The sequence below is a fragment of the Shewanella sp. MF05960 genome (assembly GCF_050849305.1).
Classification (GTDB): domain Bacteria; phylum Pseudomonadota; class Gammaproteobacteria; order Enterobacterales; family Shewanellaceae; genus Shewanella.
This window is the reverse complement of the sequence record NZ_JBOZPS010000008.1, coordinates 54,310-75,596: the sequence shown is the minus strand read 5'-3', so window position 1 is coordinate 75,596 and position 21,287 is coordinate 54,310. Positions and strand designations below refer to the sequence as shown.

15 protein-coding genes are annotated in these 21,287 nt (G+C 41.0%); 14 read left to right on the top strand and 1 reads right to left on the bottom strand.

Annotation, left to right across the window (positions count from 1 at the left end):
* The first annotated feature begins 1 nt into the window (after nucleotide 1).
* The 11 genes from ACROAE_RS09985 (at nucleotide 2) to galU (ending at nucleotide 12,892) form a co-directional block, all read left to right on the top strand.
* Nucleotides 2–445 (top strand): hypothetical protein, encoded by a 444-nt coding sequence (locus ACROAE_RS09985; protein ID WP_432401286.1) that lies wholly within the window; start codon nucleotides 2–4, stop codon nucleotides 443–445.
* The gene (locus ACROAE_RS09980; RefSeq protein WP_432401284.1) at nucleotides 442–912 is read left to right on the top strand and encodes a glycosyltransferase; all 471 of its coding nucleotides are present in this window, start codon (nucleotides 442–444) and stop codon (nucleotides 910–912) included. The genes ACROAE_RS09985 and ACROAE_RS09980 overlap by 4 nt, the downstream gene beginning before the upstream one ends.
* Nucleotides 913–928: 16 nt before the next feature.
* Complete coding sequence (locus ACROAE_RS09975; protein ID WP_432401282.1) at nucleotides 929–2,125, top strand: glycosyltransferase family 4 protein; 1,197 nt, start codon at nucleotides 929–931, stop codon at nucleotides 2,123–2,125.
* Nucleotides 2,126–2,313: 188 nt separating this feature from the next.
* Nucleotides 2,314–3,714, top strand: a complete 1,401-nt coding sequence (locus ACROAE_RS09970) for an undecaprenyl-phosphate glucose phosphotransferase (protein ID WP_432401280.1) — start codon at nucleotides 2,314–2,316, stop codon at nucleotides 3,712–3,714.
* Between the two features lie 925 nt (nucleotides 3,715–4,639).
* The gene (locus ACROAE_RS09965; protein WP_432401278.1) at nucleotides 4,640–5,851 is read left to right on the top strand and encodes an outer membrane beta-barrel protein; all 1,212 of its coding nucleotides are present in this window, start codon (nucleotides 4,640–4,642) and stop codon (nucleotides 5,849–5,851) included.
* Between the two features lie 7 nt (nucleotides 5,852–5,858).
* Nucleotides 5,859–6,395 (top strand): polysaccharide biosynthesis/export family protein, encoded by a 537-nt coding sequence (locus ACROAE_RS09960; protein WP_432401276.1) that lies wholly within the window; start codon nucleotides 5,859–5,861, stop codon nucleotides 6,393–6,395.
* Nucleotides 6,396–8,648 (top strand): GumC family protein, encoded by a 2,253-nt coding sequence (locus ACROAE_RS09955; protein ID WP_432401273.1) that lies wholly within the window; start codon nucleotides 6,396–6,398, stop codon nucleotides 8,646–8,648.
* The gene (locus ACROAE_RS09950) at nucleotides 8,645–9,379 is read left to right on the top strand and encodes a tyrosine-protein phosphatase (RefSeq protein WP_432401271.1); all 735 of its coding nucleotides are present in this window, start codon (nucleotides 8,645–8,647) and stop codon (nucleotides 9,377–9,379) included. The genes ACROAE_RS09955 and ACROAE_RS09950 overlap by 4 nt, the downstream gene beginning before the upstream one ends.
* A gap of 3 nt (nucleotides 9,380–9,382) precedes the next feature.
* Complete coding sequence (locus tag ACROAE_RS09945) at nucleotides 9,383–10,084, top strand: hypothetical protein (protein ID WP_432401269.1); 702 nt, start codon at nucleotides 9,383–9,385, stop codon at nucleotides 10,082–10,084.
* The gene (locus ACROAE_RS09940) at nucleotides 10,084–11,439 is read left to right on the top strand and encodes an O-antigen ligase family protein (RefSeq protein WP_432401267.1); all 1,356 of its coding nucleotides are present in this window, start codon (nucleotides 10,084–10,086) and stop codon (nucleotides 11,437–11,439) included. The genes ACROAE_RS09945 and ACROAE_RS09940 overlap by 1 nt, the downstream gene beginning before the upstream one ends.
* A 562-nt stretch (nucleotides 11,440–12,001) precedes the next feature.
* Nucleotides 12,002–12,892 (top strand): UTP--glucose-1-phosphate uridylyltransferase GalU, encoded by an 891-nt coding sequence (galU, locus tag ACROAE_RS09935; RefSeq protein ID WP_432401265.1) that lies wholly within the window; start codon nucleotides 12,002–12,004, stop codon nucleotides 12,890–12,892.
* 692 nt (nucleotides 12,893–13,584) lie between these two features.
* Here the strand turns inward: galU and mnmC are convergent.
* A complete protein-coding gene (gene mnmC / locus ACROAE_RS09930; RefSeq protein WP_432401263.1) occupies nucleotides 13,585–15,702 on the bottom strand; it encodes an FAD-dependent 5-carboxymethylaminomethyl-2-thiouridine(34) oxidoreductase MnmC in 2,118 nt (705 codons plus the stop codon).
* Nucleotides 15,703–15,834: 132 nt separating this feature from the next.
* On the opposite strand from mnmC, the gene fabB reads away from it, so the two are divergent.
* The 3 genes from fabB to ACROAE_RS09915 all read left to right on the top strand — a co-directional run bounded on the left by fabB (nucleotide 15,835) and on the right by ACROAE_RS09915 (nucleotide 21,189).
* Nucleotides 15,835–17,049, top strand: coding sequence for a beta-ketoacyl-ACP synthase I (fabB, locus tag ACROAE_RS09925; RefSeq protein ID WP_432401542.1), 1,215 nt, complete (start codon nucleotides 15,835–15,837; stop codon nucleotides 17,047–17,049).
* 1,794 nt (nucleotides 17,050–18,843) lie between these two features.
* Nucleotides 18,844–19,980 carry a 4-phosphoerythronate dehydrogenase PdxB gene (gene pdxB, locus ACROAE_RS09920; RefSeq protein WP_432401261.1) on the top strand — a complete coding sequence of 379 codons (1,137 nt, stop codon included), beginning with the start codon at nucleotides 18,844–18,846 and terminating at the stop codon, nucleotides 19,978–19,980.
* A gap of 192 nt (nucleotides 19,981–20,172) precedes the next feature.
* Nucleotides 20,173–21,189, top strand: a complete 1,017-nt coding sequence (locus ACROAE_RS09915; RefSeq protein WP_432401259.1) for an aspartate-semialdehyde dehydrogenase — start codon at nucleotides 20,173–20,175, stop codon at nucleotides 21,187–21,189.
* Nucleotides 21,190–21,287 lie beyond the last annotated feature (98 nt).

Genomic DNA, 21,287 nt, shown 5'->3' with positions numbered 1-21,287 from the left:
TATGAAAAATATTTTATTTATATCATCCCCTGGCGGTCATTGGATTCAACTTTTAAGAATTGCGGGTAATTTATCTTGTGAAAATTGTGATATTGCAATTTCATCTACTTATGAAAAGTTTGAATCTAAGTTTAAATATTTCAATATAAATGATTTTAATCGTAACAATTTCATTTTTGGAATAATTAATATTATTCCAAAACTAATTAAGATAAAAAGTGAATTTTCACCTAACTTGGTCATAACAACTGGTGCGGCTCCAGGGCTAATCGCTTTAATTTTTTTTAAAATGTTTAACGTTAAGGTACTATGGATCGATAGTCTTGCAAATTCTGAGAAAGTTTCTATGTCAGCAAGAGTTGCACAGCTTTTTAGTATTACAGTATTAACTCAATGGGATTTATTGGAAACAAATAAGATTAAGTATAAAGGGCGTGTATTATGATTTTTGTGACAGTTGGTACTCAGTTGTCGTTTCCACGGCTAGTTGGAATAGTTGATAGATGGGCTAGCGAAAGTTCTACAAAGGTAATAGCACAAGTTTTTGATGATACTAACGTTTATAGTAATATTCAAGTATTAGAGCATGCTAATCAAGAGGAATACACAACCCTTATTAAATCATCTACCTGTATAGTTTCGCACGCAGGAATGGGTAGTATTATCACAGCTTTAGAGTATAAAAAACCGATAATATTATTACCACGTGAACTACGATACAGCGAGCATAGAAATGACCACCAATTATCTACAGTCCAATCTTTTTCTAATACGGCTGGCATTTATGTTGCTTTAGATGAAAGCGAATTAATTAACCTTTTGAACGAAAACGAAAACGAAAACCTTAAATGTGGAAGCTTAACTAAGTCAGATGAGTTGATACGTTTATGTGATTTTATTAAATGCTATTAATAAGATAGAATTTATTATGAAGAGAATAAAAGTTGCTTTTTTTATTGTTTCCAATGGATTGGGTGGAGCTGAAAAGGTATTGCTCGAAATAATAAAAAGAGTCGATAAAACTAAGTATGAACCTTTCCTAATTGTTAATAATGAGATTAAAGACTATTATGCAGCACATGTTGCTTCTGAAAATATATTTTCTTTAGGTAATATTTATCCTCTTTTAAACTCCAGTTTAGCACAACGAATTATTATTCGTGCTAGACCTTTTTTTGACATATCGAAATTGTTATTGCTTTCCAAAGTTAAATCAACATATTGTTTTTTGAAAAGTAATAATATAAAAATTATTCATTCTCACCTTATGTATGATTTTTTATTAAGTTGTTCCATTCGTGAAATAGATAAGTCTATAAGATTTATATATACATTACATGGTTTTTTAAATTTAAAAAAAGAAAATGAGTTAACATATGTAATCAAACATAAAACTTTTATAAAAAAACTCTCCAATGCAGATGTAATTACATGCGTTTCTCCACAAATTGAGACCTTTATGAAGGAGAGTTATCCATCTTTAAGTAGTAAATTAATAACAATTACAAATGGAATATCTGATAGTCTATTTAATCATAACTTTAGACTCGATTTAGAGAAATCCTCATTGAAAGTCAACATGAATAAGTTTAGTTTTTTGTTTATCGGTGGTGATAAAAGTGTTAAAGGTGGTATCTTACTTGTTAAAGCTATAAAACTCTTTGAGAATAATCCAGCTCTAAGAGACATTAATTTCGAAGTTTTTTTTGCGGGGCCCTATCTAAATGATAGCCCTCTTATATGTCAAATAAAAAATGATCGTTATTTGTCAACAAAAATAAAACTATTAGGTTATTTGGATCCTATTAAAATGGAAGAAATATATTCTAAAGTTGATTTTCTCATAATGCCATCTCTTTCAGAAGGTTATCCATTAGCTGCTGTCGAAGCTGTAAATAACGGTATACCTGTTATATGTTCAAATATAAATGCATTCAAGTTGATGTTTGACGAAAGATTTTTAATTGAATTGTCTTCAAAAGCTATTTTGTTGATGATGAGTAAGCTAATGACAGATAATGTTTATCGAAGTGATTTTATTTCAAGCTTTATTGATTTTAAGGTTTCAGTTTGGAGTGAATTAATTGTTAGTTACGAAGAGATATATTGCAAAAGTAATCAGTAAAATTGTTTTCAACAGTTTAATTTTAATTTTGTATATGTAATGTGTATTTTTATTATCTAACCTATATTGGTTTGCGTTTTTTACAATTTCAAATTCACTTAGCTATTATAATTCTTCGTATTTAGTTTAATTGTCAAATGTAACCTACATACTTTAATAAAAATAAATATGTAATAAGAAGGTTTTTTATGGATAGCGCCTCAAGCTTTCAGTTTGTTGATTCTAAATCTAGTTTTTTACCACGTTTAGTAGACTTGACATTAATAATGTTATCTTTGTTTATGATTTTGCATAGCTATTCAGTTTATTTTAGTAAGGATTATTTATTAGTCCTTGCAGGTCTACTTTTATTATTCAGTTATTTTAGTGAATCATTCGGCTTGTATAGGTCATGGCGTCTAGGTAAGTTTTCTCACATGTGCCGTATGCTTATTACTATTTTAACTATATGTTATCTATTGATCGTAGCCTTTTTGTTTGTCATGAAATATGGTGAATTGTATTCTCGTGTCGTTGTTGTTGGTTGGTATTTAGTATCTGTATTTCTTTTATTGAGTTGGCGGCTTTTACTAAGGAAAATAAAACGATTTAGACGAAGTAAAGGTTATAGTGTTGAAAAAGTTGCTATAATTGGTTTAACAAAAACTGGAATGGATTTATATAACGAGATATGGATGCATGACGATTTAGGCTTTGATTGTATAGGCTTTTTTGATGATAGAGAACCAGGTAGAATAGTTGATTTAGAGCCTAAGTTAATAGAAGGTAATATTAACCAAGCCATCGAACTGGCTAAAAGTGGCGACATTCAAAAGTTGTATATTTGTTTACCTCTATTGGCAGAACAACGTATAGCCGATATTATCCAGGCATTAGGTGATAGCACTGTTGATGTGTTAATTATTCCTGATTTTTTACTTAAAAATCTTATGAATGGCCGTATTGGCAGTGTGGGTGAGATGGATACGATTAGTGTGTTCGAATCACCAGTCAATGGCATGAAACGTTTTTATAAACGTAGCTTCGATATTGTATTTAGTTTTTGTGCCATTGTTGCTATTTCCCCTGTGTTGTTAGCGGTATCGATTGCGGTTTATATGTCTTCTCCAGGGGCGATTTTGTTTAAACAAGATCGTTATGGATTAGATGGTAGGAAAATTAAGGTGTGGAAGTTTCGCTCAATGACGGTCACTGAGAATTCCAACAAGGTCGTGCAAGCCAGTAAAGGTGATGCACGTATTACCAAAGTTGGCGCATTTATTCGCCGTACGTCATTGGATGAGTTACCGCAGTTCTTTAATGTATTAAAAGGCGATATGTCTGTGGTAGGCCCACGCCCACATGCAGTTGCACATAATGAAGAATATCGTAAATTAGTGACTTATTATATGCTGCGCCATAAAGTGCTTCCTGGCATTACCGGCTGGGCACAAGTGAACGGCTGGCGCGGCGAAACAGATACCCTTGATAAGATGGAAAAGCGTGTGGAGTACGATTTAGCCTACATCCGCAACTGGTCACTCTGGTGGGATGTTAAGATTGTCTTTATGACGTTTTTTAAAGGCTTTGTTGGGAAGAACGTATATTGATCTTAGTTACGAGGTACGAGGTTCTAGGAACTCGCAAGCTCGCCTGAGAGCGGACTTGTCCTTCAAAATTCTAGATGTTTAGTGCGTCATTCCTGTAATGCCCACTACTACATCATTTGGTAATGTTTCATTACGTCATTCCGGCAACGTTTTTAGCCGGAATCCAGGTGTTGATTTTCATTACGTCATTCCGGCAATGATTTTTAGCCGGAATCCAGGTGTTGTCTTTATGCCTTTAAAGCAAAGTCACAAGAAACAGCTGGATCTCTGATACAAGCACTCAGGGATGACGGGCTAAAAGATGAAGGGCGTAGAAGGTAAAGCATTGGCTTTTTCTACGTCATTCTGGCAACGTTTTTAGCCGGAATCCAGGTGTTGTCTTTATGCCTTTAAAGCAAAGTCAAAAGAAACAGCTGGATCCCTGATACAAGCACTCAGGGTTGACGGGCTAAAAGATGAAGGGCGTAGAGTGTAAAGCATTGGCTTTATCTACGTCATTCCGGCAACGTTTTTAGCCGGAATCCAGGTGTTATCTTTATGCCTTTAAAGCAAAGTCAAAAGAAACAGCTGGATCCCTGATACAAGCACTCAGGGATGACGGGCTAAAAGATGACGGGCGTAGAAGGTAAAGCATTGTCTTTTTCTACGTCATTCCGGCAATGATTTTTAGCCGGAATCCAGGTGTTGTCTTTATGCCTTTAAAGCAAAGTCAAAAGCAGCACCTGGATCCCTGATACAGGCACTCAGGGATGACGGGCGGAGATATTCCTAGTACCTAGAATCTCGTACCTAAAACCTATTACCTAGTACCTGTAAGCGAAGCGTTCCATAAACCGTTATTTGTCTATTTATTGTTTTAATTTTACTCACTGCCGTATCTCGGCTGTGTTAATTGCATGTATATATTTTATAAGGATATTAAATCATGAATGTACCATTTAAATTGAGTTGTATGTCTATTGCTGTTGCTTCGATGCTAATCGTTAACCCTATATTGGCGGCAGATGAAAAAGCGGGTGTGATACGTACTGAGTCTGGTATCGATTTTACGCCGGGCTTAAACACTGGATTAAAGTATGACGACAACATTACCAGTGCCAATGCTGCGTCTGAAAAGTTTGATAGCTGGGCTATAACTGTTACGCCTGCGTTGCAAGCTGAGTTAATTGATGGTCAAACCGTATTTACAGTCGATGCCGCGCTTGAGTATGGTGATTATTTTTCTAGCAGTGATGATAATTATTTAGATGGCCTGCTAAAAGCAAAAGCAGAAGTCGATGTTAATCAATCTAGACGATTTGGTTTCGATGTTGCATATATTGTTGGTCATGAAGACCGAGGTAGTGGAATCTTTGAAGGTACTAGTGGCGCAGATCAAAACGAGCCTAATGCTTATAATATTGCAAGTGTCGGTGGTTATTATGAATACGGCGCGAAAACCACCCCTGCTCGTATTCGAGCTAATGCGAGTTATTTAACTAAAGAATACAGTAATTTTGAAACGATTACCCAATTTCGTAATTACGACGATACCAATGTCGGCGCGACATTTTATTACGACACTCAGGCATCAACCAGTATTTTACTAGATTTTCAAAGTGTAGATACTGCTTATGATATGGTTGACCCTACGGGTGACCGTGACAATAAAACCAATACCGCATTGCTTGGTGTTGAATGGGCCGCCACAGCCGCTACAGAGGGCAGTATAAAAGTTGGTTATCAACAAAAAAGCTTTGATAATAATGATCGTGAAGATTTTAATGGTCTCTCCTGGGACGCTAAAGTAACCTGGAAACCATTAACCTATTCGGCTTTTGATTTTTCTACAGGTAGAGCCAGTCGTGACCCTAACGGTGTAGGTGACTTTATTCGAGGCACCAGCTATGGGATTAAGTGGCATCATGAATGGAGTGAATTATTTACCTCATCATTGGGTTTCAAACAAGTTAATGATGATTATACTGGTTTGGATCGCGAAGATAAAAGTAAAGTGTATCAAGTGGGTGTGAATTACTATGTGACCCGTTGGTTAACCTTAAATACCGGAGTGGATATCTTTGAAATTGATTCTACCGACAGTCAATTTGCTTACGATAGAAACGTTTACTTTATTAAAGCAGAAATGACCTTATAGGAAATTCATGAAGTATTTAGCAACATTTATTTCAGTATTATTTATGCTGTTATTGGCATTTAAGCCAATGACAGCCAATGCTGAACCACAGAGTTACCGTTTAGGTGCTGGCGATACCATAGTGATTAAAGTGTATGGTGAAGATGCATTAACCTTAGAAACTCAAGTTACAAACAGTGGTACCATTAATTATCCTTTTTTAGGTTCATTAACATTAATTGGCCTTACGATAAAACAAGTAGAGCAAATTGTGTATAAAGGCTTAAAAGGGGATTATTTTGTTGAACCTAATGTGTATGTTGGGATGGTCGAATATCGACCGTTTTATATCCATGGTGAGGTTAAACTGCCCGGTGGTTACCCTTATCAACCCGGTATGACGGTGAATCAAGCAATAGCATTAGCGGGCGGATTAACTGAACGTGCCTCGCAAGAGAAAATTTCGATTTCACGTGAGGGCAGTAAAGTTGAATCTGAACGTGGCACAATTAACAGCGCTATTCAAGCTGGCGATACTATTTCCATTGAACAGAGATTTTTCTAAATGATCTTCCAAGAAAGACGACAAAGTGCCTCTTCTAATCCTGTTTCTAATCCATCAGGATTACAGACGGATCAACTGATCGATATTAAGAAGTTGATGCAGCCGATATTACGGTTTAAATGGCGTATTTTGACTTTTGCCTTATTAGTCACTGCGTTAACCATATTTGTAGTGCTGAGTATGACGCCCATTTTTAACGCTAAATCGACGTTACTGATTGAATCGGAACAGGCTAAAGCCATCAAAATTGATGAAGTTTATGGTATTAATTCTGGCCAACAAGAATACTATTTAACCCAGTTTGAAATTATTAAATCACGCTCTATCGCTGAGCGTGTGTTTAATGATTTAGATCTGATTAATCATCCGGTCTTTAATCAACCTCCGAGTTGGTTTAGCGAGTTAAAATCACAATTAAACTTTATTCCACAGGAAGTTGTAAGCGATAGCCAGGCTAGTCAAGCTATCGCTAAACATCGTTTGATAGATGCTTTTTCTGCGAACATTACTGTGTCACCAGTTCGTAAAACTCAATTAGTTAATATTAGTTATGAAAGCGCAGATCCAGTATTAGCAGCTCAAGTAGCCAATGCGGTAGGTGACATTTATATTTTAAGCCAGCTTGAAGCTAAGTTAGGTATGACTCAAAAAGCCAATACCTGGCTTGGTGGTCGTTTAGAAGATTTACGTTTAAAGTTGGATCAGTCTGAACATAAGCTCGAGCAATTTAAAGTTGAGAATGGCTTAATTGATGTCGAAGGGGTAACAGCGCTTGATGCTAAAGAGCTTGAGCGTTTAAGTGACGAAATTACCGTTGCACGTTCACGCAAAGCGCAAGCCGATAGTTTTATGGCGGTTGTGCAGCGTTATGGCGCCACAGACATTAGCCGATTAGAAAGTTTACCCGAAGTGACCGCGCATTTATCGATCCAAAACGTGAAACGCGAAGTGGTATTGGTTGAACGTAAAGTATCTGAATTGCAGCAGGTTTATGGACCTAAACACCCTAAGATGATTGCTGCCCAGGCAGAACTTAAGACGGTACAACAGAACTTACGCAAACAGATCAGTCGCCTAGTTCAAGGCATTGAAGACGAAGCGCAAACTGCTACACAAACGCTACAGACTCTTGAAGCGCAATTTAGTCGATCAAAAGGCTCATTCCAAAACCTCAGTACAAAAGATACCGAGTTTCAGCGCTTATTACGTGAAGTTGATACTAATAGGCAGTTATTTGATAGCTTTTTATCGCGCCAAAAAGAGACTGAAGTGACTGGAGATTTTGATTCGCCCGTGGCACGCTTTACTGACCGTGCAGTGGTGCCATTATTGCCTGAAAAGCCTAAAAAGAAAGTGATTATTATTTTAGCCTTTATAGCCAGTTTAGGTTTTGCCATTGCGTTGGTATTAGTGCTTGATGCATTAAATGACACCATAAAAACTAGTGATGATGTAGAAAAGGTATTATCGCAGCGTGCACTAGGGTATATCCCTAAAGCTAAAAAAGGCACAAGTTACGATGATATTAACTTCTCTTTTTATGACTCTACTGTCCCATTGCACGCTGAGGCTGTCAGAACGATAAGAACCTCCATGTCGTTAATGGCGATGGGCAGTCATCTTAATGTCATTGAAGTGACCTCATCTAACCCTAATGAAGGTAAGACCACCACATCTATGAACTTAGCATTTGCCTATGCCACGATGGAGAAGGTACTGATTATTGACGCTGATTTACGTAAATCAAGTTTAGGCCTGCGTTTTGGTTTACCGACTTACCAGCCTGGTCTTGCCAATGTATTATCGGGCACTGAGAGTATTGAACATTGTATTGTAAAAGATGTGAAGCCTAATGTAGATGTTATGCCAGCAGGCGCTGTGCCGCTTAATCCACAAGAGTTATTGGCCTCATCTCAGTTTGCTGAATTACTCACAGAGTTAAAAACACAATACAGTAAAATTATTATTGATACGCCGCCGGTGCATGCCGTGAGTGATGCCTTAATTATTACTTCATTGTGTGATGCGACTGTCGTCGTGGTAAAATCTGCCCATACTCGCAGTGAAGCCATTAAGTTAACCTTAGCCAAGTTAAATCAAGCACGTAGTAAAGTATTTGGTGTGGTGCTGAACCAATTTAACACAAAAGATGCTGCAAGTTACCAAGGTGATTATGGCTATTATCAAGCCTATGGTGCTGAGTATATAAATAAACCGTCTACTGATAGTGGCAAGGAAAATACCAAAGCATGATAGATCTGCATTGCCATATTTTACCTAATATCGATGATGGCGCTAAGTCAGTTGACGAGGCGCTCAGTTTAGTTAAATTGGCAGCAGAGCAAGGGGTGTCGCGTATGGTCGCGACACCCCATATTCATTTAGGTATTTTTGATAATAATTTACACACTATTAATGCTGCTTTTAAGTTGCTAACGTCGACATTAGCATTAACGGATCTCAACATCGATATTCGTGCTGCTGCAGAAGTAAGGATTTCACCTGAAATTATGTTGTTTATTGAACAACAACAATTACCTTTTTTAGGCCAATATCAACAAAAAAATGTATTATTACTTGAGTTACCCAGCAGCCATATTCCGCCAGGCACAGATAAATTAATTAGTTGGTTGTTAGCAAAAGACATATTACCCATGATTGCTCACCCCGAGCGCAATCGGGAGTTACAAAGCCACCCTGATAGAATAAAGCCCTTTGTACAAGCCGGTTGTTTATTACAGCTGACGGCAGCATCATTGTTAGGTGATATGGGGGTATTACCGCAACAAACCAGTGAGTACTTTTTAAAACAAAAATTGTACACCATTGTGGCCTCGGATTGTCATTCTATCAATCGTCGTCCACCAAAATTGAAGTTAGCCTATGATGCAATTAGTGCTTTGGTTGATGAAGATTATGCCTACTTAATGACGACAGCTACCCCGTATAATATTTCTAATTCACTATTTGAACAGTCGAGATAATTGATGAGTAAAGTGATTTGGTCAATGAGACGTGCAGGTTATTTACTGATCATAATAGTGCTAGTAGCTTTACTGCCCATATTACTGCAAAAAGGCTTAGCCAATGCCTATCATTTCAAATCTCGATTTTATATTGACCAATGGCAGCAAAGCGCAGCGCCCACAAAGTTGCAATATTCCAATGCCTTATTAGCTGCTGATTACGCTTACAACATTGACAGTCAAAACCCTCATTATTTATTAACGTTAGCGAAAGTAATGGAGTGGGGCGTTTTTGCTGATTTAGCTCAAGATAATACTCCTGTTTTTAATCGTTTGTATTTGGATGCGATTGAACAGCGTCCACATTGGCCAAACGCCTACAGCGATTACGCTTATAATCTAGCTTTTATTCAGCATGATGTTGATCAAGCCTGGCTGTATTTAGAGCAAGCATTAGTATATGGCCCTTATACCCCAGAAGTGTTGCATCAAGGGTTGGCAATAGGATTCTCTTCATGGGGACATTTGACTGTTGAGCAGAAACAGCTGGTATTTGCTGTTGCCCGAAAATCTGTTATGGCCAATTGGCGCATGCGCAATGACTTAAAACAACTTGCAACGCAGTACCAATTAACCTCGGTGATTTGCACTTATTTGAAATATTCAATTCCAAGCTTAAATGCCGTTGATGAGCAGTGGGTTAATAAGGACATGTGCCGTTAATGAACGCCCAACACTCTCAAACCATAAATATGCGCTTATTTGATAAAACCATGATATTGATTATCTGTGCATTAGTGATATGGATGCCAATACCATTGGGCAGCAATCGAATTTGGGCATTAGCGATATTAGAGTTTGCTATTGTCAGCTTAGCAATTGCGCATGTAGCATATTGTTTTAAACATAATAGCTTGTTGTTACGTTATCGATGGCAAAAGCATTTACTCATTGCTCCCGGCTTATTATTAGTTTATTTGTGTTTACAGTTGTTAAATTGGTTCCCCAGTATCGATACGGTAGATGCTTACCAAACTGCACAACAACTGTTAAAAACCTTTTGTTTTATCTTGTTTATTCTCCTATTAAGCCAGTATTGCCAGCATCCACAAGCTTTACGATGGTTGTTAATCGCTATTATTCTGTCGGGGTGTTTGCAAGCATTTTACGGCACGCTTTTGAATTTACTACAGTTAGAATCTTCACCTATTTTTGGTTATCACGATGGCGACAGAGCAAAAGGGTCATTCGTTTACCAAAACCACTTTGCTAATTATTTAGCGCTTTGTTTAAGTATTGCTTTTGGTTGGCTGTTATCAGAATTAAAAACCACAAAATATGAGTACGATTTAAGGCAACGATTGGTTGATCTGCTATCAACATTATTTAGTCGGAAACTCATTTTGCGTTTAGCCATTGTTATTATGGTTATCGGCCTTATTTTAAGTCGTTCACGGATGGGCAATGCCGGTTTCTTTACTGCACTCGGTGCTGTGTCGTTGTTGTCGATGTTTATTTATCGTCGTCCACCAACATTATTTAAGCCTTTAGTGGTGAGTATTTTTATTTTGGACCTCTTAATTGTCGGTTCTATTTTCGGTGTTGATAAAGTAAAGCAACGATTAGAAGATACCTCATTTAGCTCCGAAACTCGCGATGAAGTGGTCATTGATAGCATTCCTATTATTCAGGACCATTTATTTACAGGTACCGGTGGTGGCAGTTTCTACACCGTATTCCCACAGTATCAGCCTCAGTTTTATTCTGGTTTTTATGACCATGCCCATAATGATTACATTCAGTTTGCCGTTGAATACGGGGTGGTTGTGACTGGATTATTAGGTTTGTGGGTACTGTACTGTTTATGGTTAGCGTGCCGAACCATGTTTTTACGTAATAACAAACTCTATAAAGGCATCGCCTTTGGCTGTGCGATGGCCATAGTGCACATGCTGATCCACTGTACGGTTGACTTTAACTTGCAATCACCTGCCAACACCATGTTATTTTTAACTATTTTAACCTTATGCTGGTTAGTTCGTTATCTACCATCTGACAACCACAAAATCGCTAGATAACCGACAATAGGTGTTGCTCCATCCGCACTGTATTCCTTAGATCTGTTATCAGGGACCCTGGGGTTTCTTTATCTCATTTGCGCGTCATCCTCGAGTGCTTGTATCGGGGATCCAGGTGTTTCTTCGATTTAAGGTTCTAGGAGCTCGCAAGCTCGCCCAGCGCGGACTTCGTCCTTCTAGGTTCTGGTTCTCAGCACGTCATCCCTGAGTGCTTGTATCAGGGATCCAGGTGTTTCTTTATCTCATTTTCTCGTCATCCTCGAGTGCTTTAATCGGGGATCCAGGTGTTTCGATTTAAGGTTCTAGGAGCTCGCAAGCTCGCCTGAGAGCGGACTTCGTCCTTCTAGGTTCTAGGTAAAGCTGACGCTCCACCCGCACGTCATCCCTGAGATCTGTTATCAGGGATCCAGGTGTTTCTTGTGACCTTACGTAACAGAGTAAGAGCCAACACCTGGATTCCGGCTTAAAATCATTGCCGGAACGACGTAGTCGTGGACGGTTCTTGATACTAATTCTTTACCTTTTTATTTTTGATATTAGCTCACGCTAAATAAGGATATTTATGAAAGTTGTTATACCCGTTGCCGGTTTGGGTACTCGTATGTTGCCTGCAACTAAGGCTATCCCGAAAGAGATGTTGCCTTTGGTCGATAAACCACTCATTCAATACATTGTTGACGAGTGTGTGAGTGCTGGGATTAAAGAGATTGTGTTGGTGACCCATGCCAGTAAAAACGCAATTGAAAACCACTTTGATAAATCTTATGAGCTCGAATCAACGCTAGAGAAGCGTGTGAAGCGTCAATTGTTGCACGAAGTACAGTCTATTTGTCCTAAAAATGTCACGATTATGCATGTGCGCCAGGGTGAAGCGAAAGGGCTAGGCCATGCGATTTTATGTGCCAAACCTTGTATTGGTGATAACCCATTTGCCGTTGTATTGCCTGATGTTATTTTAGACTCATACTCTGCTGATCAGCGCACTGAAAACCTAGCATCAATGTTAATTCGTTTTCGTGAATCGCAAGCAAGCCAAATTATGGTCGCGCCAGTACCTGATGACCAGGTACATAAGTACGGTATTGCTGATTGTGGCGGTGAAACGATTAACCCAGGTGATTCTACTAAAATTTTTAATATGGTTGAGAAACCTGAGACAGGTAAAGCGCCATCGAATTTAGCCGTTGTCGGCCGTTATGTTCTATCTTCGAAAATTTGGGACTTATTAGCGCGTACGCTTCCTGGTGCTGGTGATGAAATTCAGCTCACAGACGCTATCGATATGTTGATTGAATCAGATACGGTAGAAGCGTTTAACATGACCGGTAAGTCACACGATTGTGGCGACAAGTTGGGTTACATGAAAGCCTTTGTTGAATACGGCTTACGCGACCCTAAACTTGGCGGCGACTTTAAGAAAGAGTTAGCAGGCTTATTAGAAGAATACAGATAACCAAGTCTGTAATTCATTGAGTGATAAGCTTTTCTTCATCCGCTCGTCATCTTTTCGCCGTCATCTTTTCGCACGTCATCCCTGAGTGCTTGTATCAGGGATCCAGGTGTTGCTTGTCATTTCGTCATCCTCGACTGCTTTAATCGGGGATCCAGGTGTTTCTTGTCATTTCGTCATCCTCGAGTGCTTTAGTCGGGGATCCAGGTGTTTCTTGTGACCTTAAGTAACAGAGTAAAAGCTAACACCTGGATTCCGGCTTAACGGCATTGCCGGAACGACGAAGTAGTGGACGTCATGTTAATACGAATGAGTAAATGATGTAGCTTGGTCTCAACCCGCACGTCATCCCTGAGATCTTTTATCAGGGATCCAGGTGTTTCTTTTGACTTTGTGTAAGTGCGTAAAAGCTAACACCTGGATTCCGGCTCAACAGCGCTGCCGGAACGACTGACTGTACACCTGGATTCCGGCTCAAAATCATTGCCGGAACGACTGACTGTACACCTGGATTCCGGCTCAAAAGCATTGCCGGAATGACGGACTGTACACCTGCGTTTCGGCTGAACAGTATTGCCGGAACGACGTACGAAAAACCGTAAGCGCAGCGTTCTGTATACCGTTATCTAGTCACTAGAAGGACGAAGTCCGCTCTCTGGCGAGTTTGCGAGTTCCTAGAATCTCTGTCCTAAAACTCACATCAATGCTTTGCCTTTGAGTAGTTTGCGGAGCCACATTCTATTGGGGCTGAGCAATGCTTGTAACTCCAGATTGAGTGGTGACAGTTCGCCGCAGAGGTTTGCGGCGAGGCATTCTGCTACCAGTGGGCCTGAGCTTAGGCCGCGTGAGCCTAGGCCGCCTAAAACATATAAGCCGTCATAAATAGGTGCTGGTGTGGTTTGCCAGTAACGTTGCCATTGGCTTGGTTTGTCTTTTGATTGCTGCTGCAGAGCATATCGATTAAATAACTCTTCAACATCAGTTGCGCATCCCATTACTGGGAAGTGGTCGCGACTGACCATCCTTACGCCGACTCTGGCATCATTGTTTGAAACATCAATATCGTTAGGCCAGTTTGAATTTGGGAAGCTTTGCTTCATCTTCAAGCTATTTTCGTGCTGTTCTTGCGGGCAAAATGCTAAGTGTTTAGGGTCTTTAACATAACTGGCGCCGACACAGTGTAATTGATGATGTTGCGGGGTTAAGTATCCATTGGCACAAATGACGGTAGAGAGTTGTGCCAATTCTCCTTGTGCAGGGACATGGCTCACCTGGCCTCTAAATCCGGTGATTTGAAGTTGTTTGGTTTGTGGGTAATCGGTAAGTTGTGCACCAGAAGCGACTACTAATTGTTGATGTGTTGCGATGGGTAATTCGGCGTCATCGGTAAACAGTTGCCAACCTTGCGGGCTCGTTGCAATCTTCTTTATATGACTATTATAGACAACCGTTACGCTAGCTAGCGTTTGTGCTTTGGCGATTGCTGCTTGTGCAAATTCAAACGGGCAAGCCCAGCCACCAAGTGGATAATAAAAGCCTGATTTGTCGATATCGAGATTGGCGAGCTTGCTCGCGTGTTTGCTATCGACCGCTAACGCGATTTCGGCTGGCCAGTCTTGACCGTCGATGATTTTGGTTAATCTGGTTTCACTGCGTTCATCAAAACCTGTGTGTAATACACCGCACCATTGATGGCCAATAGTAAAGCCATCACTCACTAACGACTCAATTTGGCGGCGACTGAATAAAAACGCTTGTTGGAAAAACTGACTTAATGGCCCGTTCTCGGGTGTGAGTAATGGGTAAATCGCGCCTTGCTTATTACCCGATGCGCCTTGACCTAATTGCGCGTCTTTGCAGTAAATTATACTGTTTTTACCGCGTTGTGCCAGTGACAACGCAAGGCTAGCGGCGGCAATACCACCACCGATAATGGCAATAGGGTGGTTGTCGTTAAAGTGCTTGGGTGTTGGGTTATAGGCAAACTGTTGATTAAGTTGGTGGCTTAATGCCTGGCGCTCTGCAATGGCGATGTCATCAATTGGGTTTTGTGCTATTTGCGTATGGGCTGAGCGAGGATTAAATCCACATTGGCTGAGTTGTTTGCTTATCGCTTGTATCGCTGTGTCTGTGAGTGGCGTCTTTGGCGCAACATTTTCCGCAACATAAAAACTCGCATCATTATGACTTAGGCGACCACATTGCCATAAAACGGCTGAGTTGAAATAGTGATCCTTAAGGTCAGTTTGGCTCGTATCGGGTAGCGCAAACCAATGCTGAATTTTTTGTGACTCTGGCGTTGCAATGGTTTTTAATTGCTTGAGTGGGTCGCCATAATATACATCGATAGTAAGGCGTGTATGATTAAGTGTGAAACGCTGGCAACCATTAATCGCTGCTAGTTGTGTATTTAGCAGTGCCTGAGCATGAACCGCTAATGGATTGCCTGGGCTGAGTAACCCTTGCTGTGACCATGTTTGTTCAAGCTGCTGACGATTGATAGCTTGTTGTGCAAATACAATAAGATGCACTCGATTTGTGGTATTGTTTTGCTGATACTGATTTTTATGCTCGATTGCAGCTTGTAGTAAGAGGATTTCATGACCATCGGCAAAGCCAAATTGTCCGAGGGTGAGTAAATGAGTGTGTTTATTTGCACTGTGTTGAGCGTCACTGGTTTGCAATACTGTATCGATATACTGCTGTACAGATTGATAATATTGATTGTCAGCGTCGCTATTATTACCCAACAATGGGCTTTTATGCTGAGGTTGTAGGGTGTCAGATGCAGATAAAAAAGTGCTTTTACTCAAAATATTTTACTCAGGCCACATAACTTGGCATTATTTTACCTGCGTTTATGGAAAGCTGACCACTTAATTGCTTCAAAGCAGCTATGATTGCCGCAATTAAGTACCGACATGTACCAAATGGATAGCAAAAAAATGAAAAGAGTCGTGATCACCGGAATGGGTGTTGTTTCAAGTATCGGTAATAACAAGCAAGAAGTGACCGAGTCACTTAAAGCAGGTCGTAGCGGTATTACCCACTCTGCACAGTTTGAAGAAATGCAACTACGCAGCACAGTATGGGGTGATATTAAATTGAACCCTGCTGACCATATTGATCGTAAAGCATTGCGCTTTATGGGCGATGCAGCTGCTTATGCTTATATAGCCATGCAAGAAGCGATTGCTGATGCTAATTTGACTGAAGAACAATATTCTAATTTCCGTGTTGGCTTAGTTGCAGGTACGGGTGGTGCATCGTCTAAAAACCAGGTTCAAGCAGCTGATACGTTACGTGAAAAAGGCGTTAAACGTGTTGGGCCGTATATAGTGCCACGTATTATGGCCAGTACTGCGAGTGCTTGTTTGGCTACACCATTCAAAATTAAGGGCGTGAACTATTCAATTAGTTCAGCTTGTGCAACATCAGCACATTGTATTGGCCACGCTGTTGAACTTATCCAAATGGGTAAGCAAGATATGGTTTTTGCTGGCGGTGCTGAAGAAGTTGATTGGACGTTAACAATGGGCTTTGATGCAATGGGTGCGTTGTCGACTAAATACAATGCCACTCCAGAAAAAGCGTCACGTACCTATGATGCTGACCGTGATGGTTTTGTGATTTCTGGTGGCGGCGGAATCGTTGTTGTCGAAGAATTAGAGCATGCGCTTGCTCGTGGTGCGAAAATTTATGCCGAAATCATTGGTTACGGTGCGACATCTGATGGTTACGACATGGTTGCTCCGTCTGGCGAAGGTGCTGTACGTTGTATGCAAATGGCACTTGCCGATGTTGATGCGCCAATTGATTATATTAACACTCATGGTACGTCAACGCCTGTGGGTGACATGCGTGAACTTGAAGCGCTACGTGAAGTGTTTGGCGACAACATGCCTGCTATTGCGTCTACCAAGTCATTAACCGGCCACGCCTTAGGTGCTGCAGGTGTTCATGAAGCGATTTATAGCATGATCATGATGGAAGACAGCTTCATTGCCCCAAGCATTAACATCGATAACCTTGATGAAAAAGCCGCTGGCATGCCAGTGGTACAAGAAATGCGTAAGGCAGACTTAAACACCATCATGAGCAACAGCTTCGGTTTTGGTGGCACTAACGCAACATTAGTAATGCGTAAGTACAAAGCATAATATGCACTAGCAACCTCGTCTGCTCAGCACTTAAGAAAGCCAGCATTGGAAACAACGCTGGCTTTTTTGTTTTTTGTCTTTCGTTTTTGGTTTACGTCGTTCCGGCAACGCTGTTGAGCCGGAATCCAGGTGTTTAGTTTGTCATTCCGGCAATGCTTTTAAGCCGGAACCCAGGTGTTGCACTCATTCATCTTTAGTTGATGCCCACTACTACGTCGTTCCGGCAACGATTTTAAGCCGGAATCCAGGTGTTGCTTTATGCTTCTACACAAGGTCAAAGGAAACACCTGGATCCCTGATACAAGCACTCAGGGATGACGAGCGGGTGAGGCCAAGCTTTACCTAGAACCTAGAAGGACGACGTCCGCACTTGGCGAGCTTGCGAGCTCCTAGAACCTTAAATCTAAGAAACACCTGGATCCCTGATACAAGCACTCAGGGATGACGAACGGGTGGGGCAAAAGTTTTTGTACTTCGACATTCCTGCAACGGCCACTACTACGTCATTTGCTCATTCGTATTCAGATGATGTCCACTACTACGTCGTGTGCTCATTCATATTCAGTTGATGCCCACTACTCCGTCGTTCCGGCAATGCTGTTGAGCCGGAATCCAGGTGTTGTTTTATGCTTTTACACAAGGTCAACAGCAACACCTAGATCCCTGATACAAGCACTCAGAGATGACGAACGGGTGGGGCAAAAGCTTTTGTACTTCGACATACCTGCAACGGCCACTACTACGTCATTTGCTCATTCGTATTCAGTTGACGCCCACTATTACATCTTGTTCTCATTCGTATTCAGATGATGTCCACTACTACGTCGTTCCGGCAACGCTGTTTAGCCGGAATCCAGGTGTTGCTTTTACGCTTCTACACAAGGTCAACAGCAACACCTGGATCCCTGATACAAACACTCAGGGATGACGAACGGGTGGGGCATTCAAATAGCGCCCACTACTACGTCGTTCCGGCAATGATTTTAAGCCGGAATCCAGGTGCTGCTTTTCCGCTTTAACACAAGGTCAACAGCAACACCTGGATCCCTGATACAAGCACTCAGGGATGACGTGCGAAAAATGACGGACTAAGAGTTTAAAGCATTGGTTTTTCCTACGTCGTTCCGGCAATGATTTTAAGCCGGAATCCAGGTGTTGCTTTTATGCTTCTACACAAGATCAACAGAAACACCTGGATCCCTGATACAAGCACTCAGGGATGACGGGCGAAAAATGACGGACTAAGAGTTTAGAGCATTGATTTTTCCTACGTCGTTCCGGCAATGCTGTTGAGCCGGAATCCAGGTGTTGGTTTTCCGCTTCTACACAAGGTCAACAGCAACACCTGGATCCCTGATACAAGCACTCAGGGATGACGTGCGAGTGGGGCCAAGCTTTACCTAGAACCTAGAAGGACGAAGTCCGCGCTTGGCGAGCTTGTGAGCTCCTAGAACCTTAAATCTAAGAAACACCTGGATCCCTGATACAAGCATTCAGGGATGACGAACGGTGAGGCCAAGCTTTACCTAGAACCTAGAAGGACGAAGTCCGCGCTTGGCGAGCTTGCGAGCTCCTAGAACCTTAAATCTAAGAAACACCTGGATCCCTGATACAAGCATTCAGGGATGACGAACGGTGGGGCAACACCTAGCACCTAGCACCTAATCCCTCTAGCCTGTAAGTGAAGCGTTCAAGCCTGACAGTTTTTCTCGTCCAATTTATGGCTTTGGTATAAGATACGGGCCATAAAAATGCGATGTGAAGTCGTTAAATTCGCTGACAATAAGATACCCGATGAAAATAATTGCTGATGAAAATATGCCTTATGTCGATGCCTTGTTTGGTGACCTGGGTGAGATTGAATATGTGAATGGCCGCACATTAACGCCTGAGCAAGTGCGTGATGCTGATGTGTTGTTAGTGCGCTCTGTGACTAAAGTGAATGCGGCATTACTCACAAATGCTCACAAGCTTAAGTTTGTCGGTAGTGCGACGATTGGTACCGATCATGTGGCGGTAGATTATCTTGCTCAGCGCGGTATTCCATTTACCAACGCACCGGGCTGTAATGCCACTGCTGTGGGTGAATATGCGTTCATTGCCATGCTAGAGCTGGCACAACGCTTTGGTGAATCTTTACAAGGTAAAGTTGTGGGGATTGTTGGTGCGGGCAATACCGGTACTGCGGCGGCTAAGTGTTTGCAAGCGTATGGTTTGCAAGTGTTGCTTTGCGATCCTGTAAAAGCTGAGCAAGGCGATAGCCGTGAATTTGTCTCGCTTGATACGCTAATTGCTCAGGCTGACATTATTAGCCTTCATGTACCTATCACTAAAGACGGCGAGCATAAAACCTGGTACTTATTTGATGAAGCACGCTTAAACCAATTAAAACCCAATACCTGGTTACTTAACTGTTGCCGCGGTGAAGTCATTGATAATCGAGCATTGATTAAGTTTAAGCAGCAACGCGACGATGTAAAACTGGTATTAGATGTGTGGGAAGGTGAGCCACATCCGATGCCTGAGTTAGTTGCGTTAGCGGAATTTGCGACTCCGCACATTGCTGGCTACAGTTTAGAAGGAAAGGCGCGCGGCACCTTTATGTTGTATCAAAAGTTATGCGCCGTGCTGGGCATTGAAGCGACTAAGTCGTTAACCAGTTTGTTGCCGACTTTTCAGTTTAACCAAATAGTCATTCAAACAGCGTTGAGCGAAGCGCAGTTATTGTCTTTGTCGCGTTTGGTGTATGACTTACGTGACGATGATCGAAAATTCCGTGGTTGTTTTAACACCCCATCTGGCTTTGATTTAATGCGTAAACAACATACTTATCGTCGTGAATACAGTGCGATTTCATTAACTCAAATGCAATTAGCTGAGCAACGTGGCGCTATTAATCAAACTATGCTGACTGCGTTAGGCTTTAATTGATTTAGCCAAGACTAATTTTATGAGTGAATAAGCCTGTAAATAGCCATTTAAGGCTTAAAAGTAACGATATTTACCCAGTTGAGAAAAAATCACTACAAAGCAGGTCTTTTTAATACATTAACCCTAGCAAAGCATCACTAAACTAGGGTAGATTGATTGTTCAAACTGGATAATAGGAGTCGAGCGTTAATTATGTCTCAGGAATTTAATGTAGTCGTTTTAGGTGCATCGGGCGCAGTGGGTCAAACTATGATTGAGATCCTCGAGCAGCGTAATTTTCCGGTTGCTAAGTTGTTTCCATTAGCGAGCAGTCGCAGTGCTGGCGAAACGGTCAGTTTTCACGGTAAACAAGTTGAAATTCTTGACGTAGAAACGTTTGATTGGAGCCAGGCTCAAATTGGTTTCTTTTCAGCTGGTGGCGATGTGTCTGCTAAATGGGCGCCAATTGCGGGTGAAGCGGGCTGTGTTGTTATCGATAACACTTCACATTTTCGTTACGACATCGATGTGCCTTTAGTGATCCCAGAAGTGAATCCAGAAGCCATTGCTGATTTCCGTAATCGCAATATTATAGCTAACCCAAATTGTTCAACTATTCAGATGTTGGTTGCACTAAAACCCATTTATGATGCGTTTGGCATTTCACGTATTAACGTGGCTACATATCAGTCTGTGTCTGGTACGGGCAAAAAAGCCATTGAAGAATTAGCGGGTCAATGCGCTAAGCTGCTTCAAGGTTTGCCTATTGAACCGACTGTTTATCCAAAACAAATTGCGTTTAACGTATTACCGCAAATCGACATGTTTATGGAAAATGGCTACACCAAAGAAGAAATGAAAATGGTGTGGGAAACGCAGAAGATTTTTGGTGACGACGAAATCGTGGTTAATCCAACAGCCGTTCGCGTACCTGTTTTTTATGGTCACTCTGAAGCGATCCATATTGAAACTCGCCAACCTGTTGATGCAGAAGATGTTAAAGCGGTTTTACGTGATGCTCCAGGTGTTGAATTATTTGAAAGCGACGACGAGTACCCAACTGCGGTTACTGAAGCTGCCGGCAATGATCCTGTGTATGTAGGGCGTATCCGTAAAGATATTTCTCATTCTCATGGTATAAATTTATGGGTTACTGCCGATAACATTCGTAAGGGTGCGGCATTAAACAGTGTTCAAATCGCTGAAATTTTGATTAGAGATTACTATTAATTGAGCGTTGCTCAATGCTAATCTATTAATCATTAAGTGATTTAGTTTAAAAAGCCTGCAGCTAGCAGGCTTTTTTTGTTTTACTTGCGCCAGTAGTA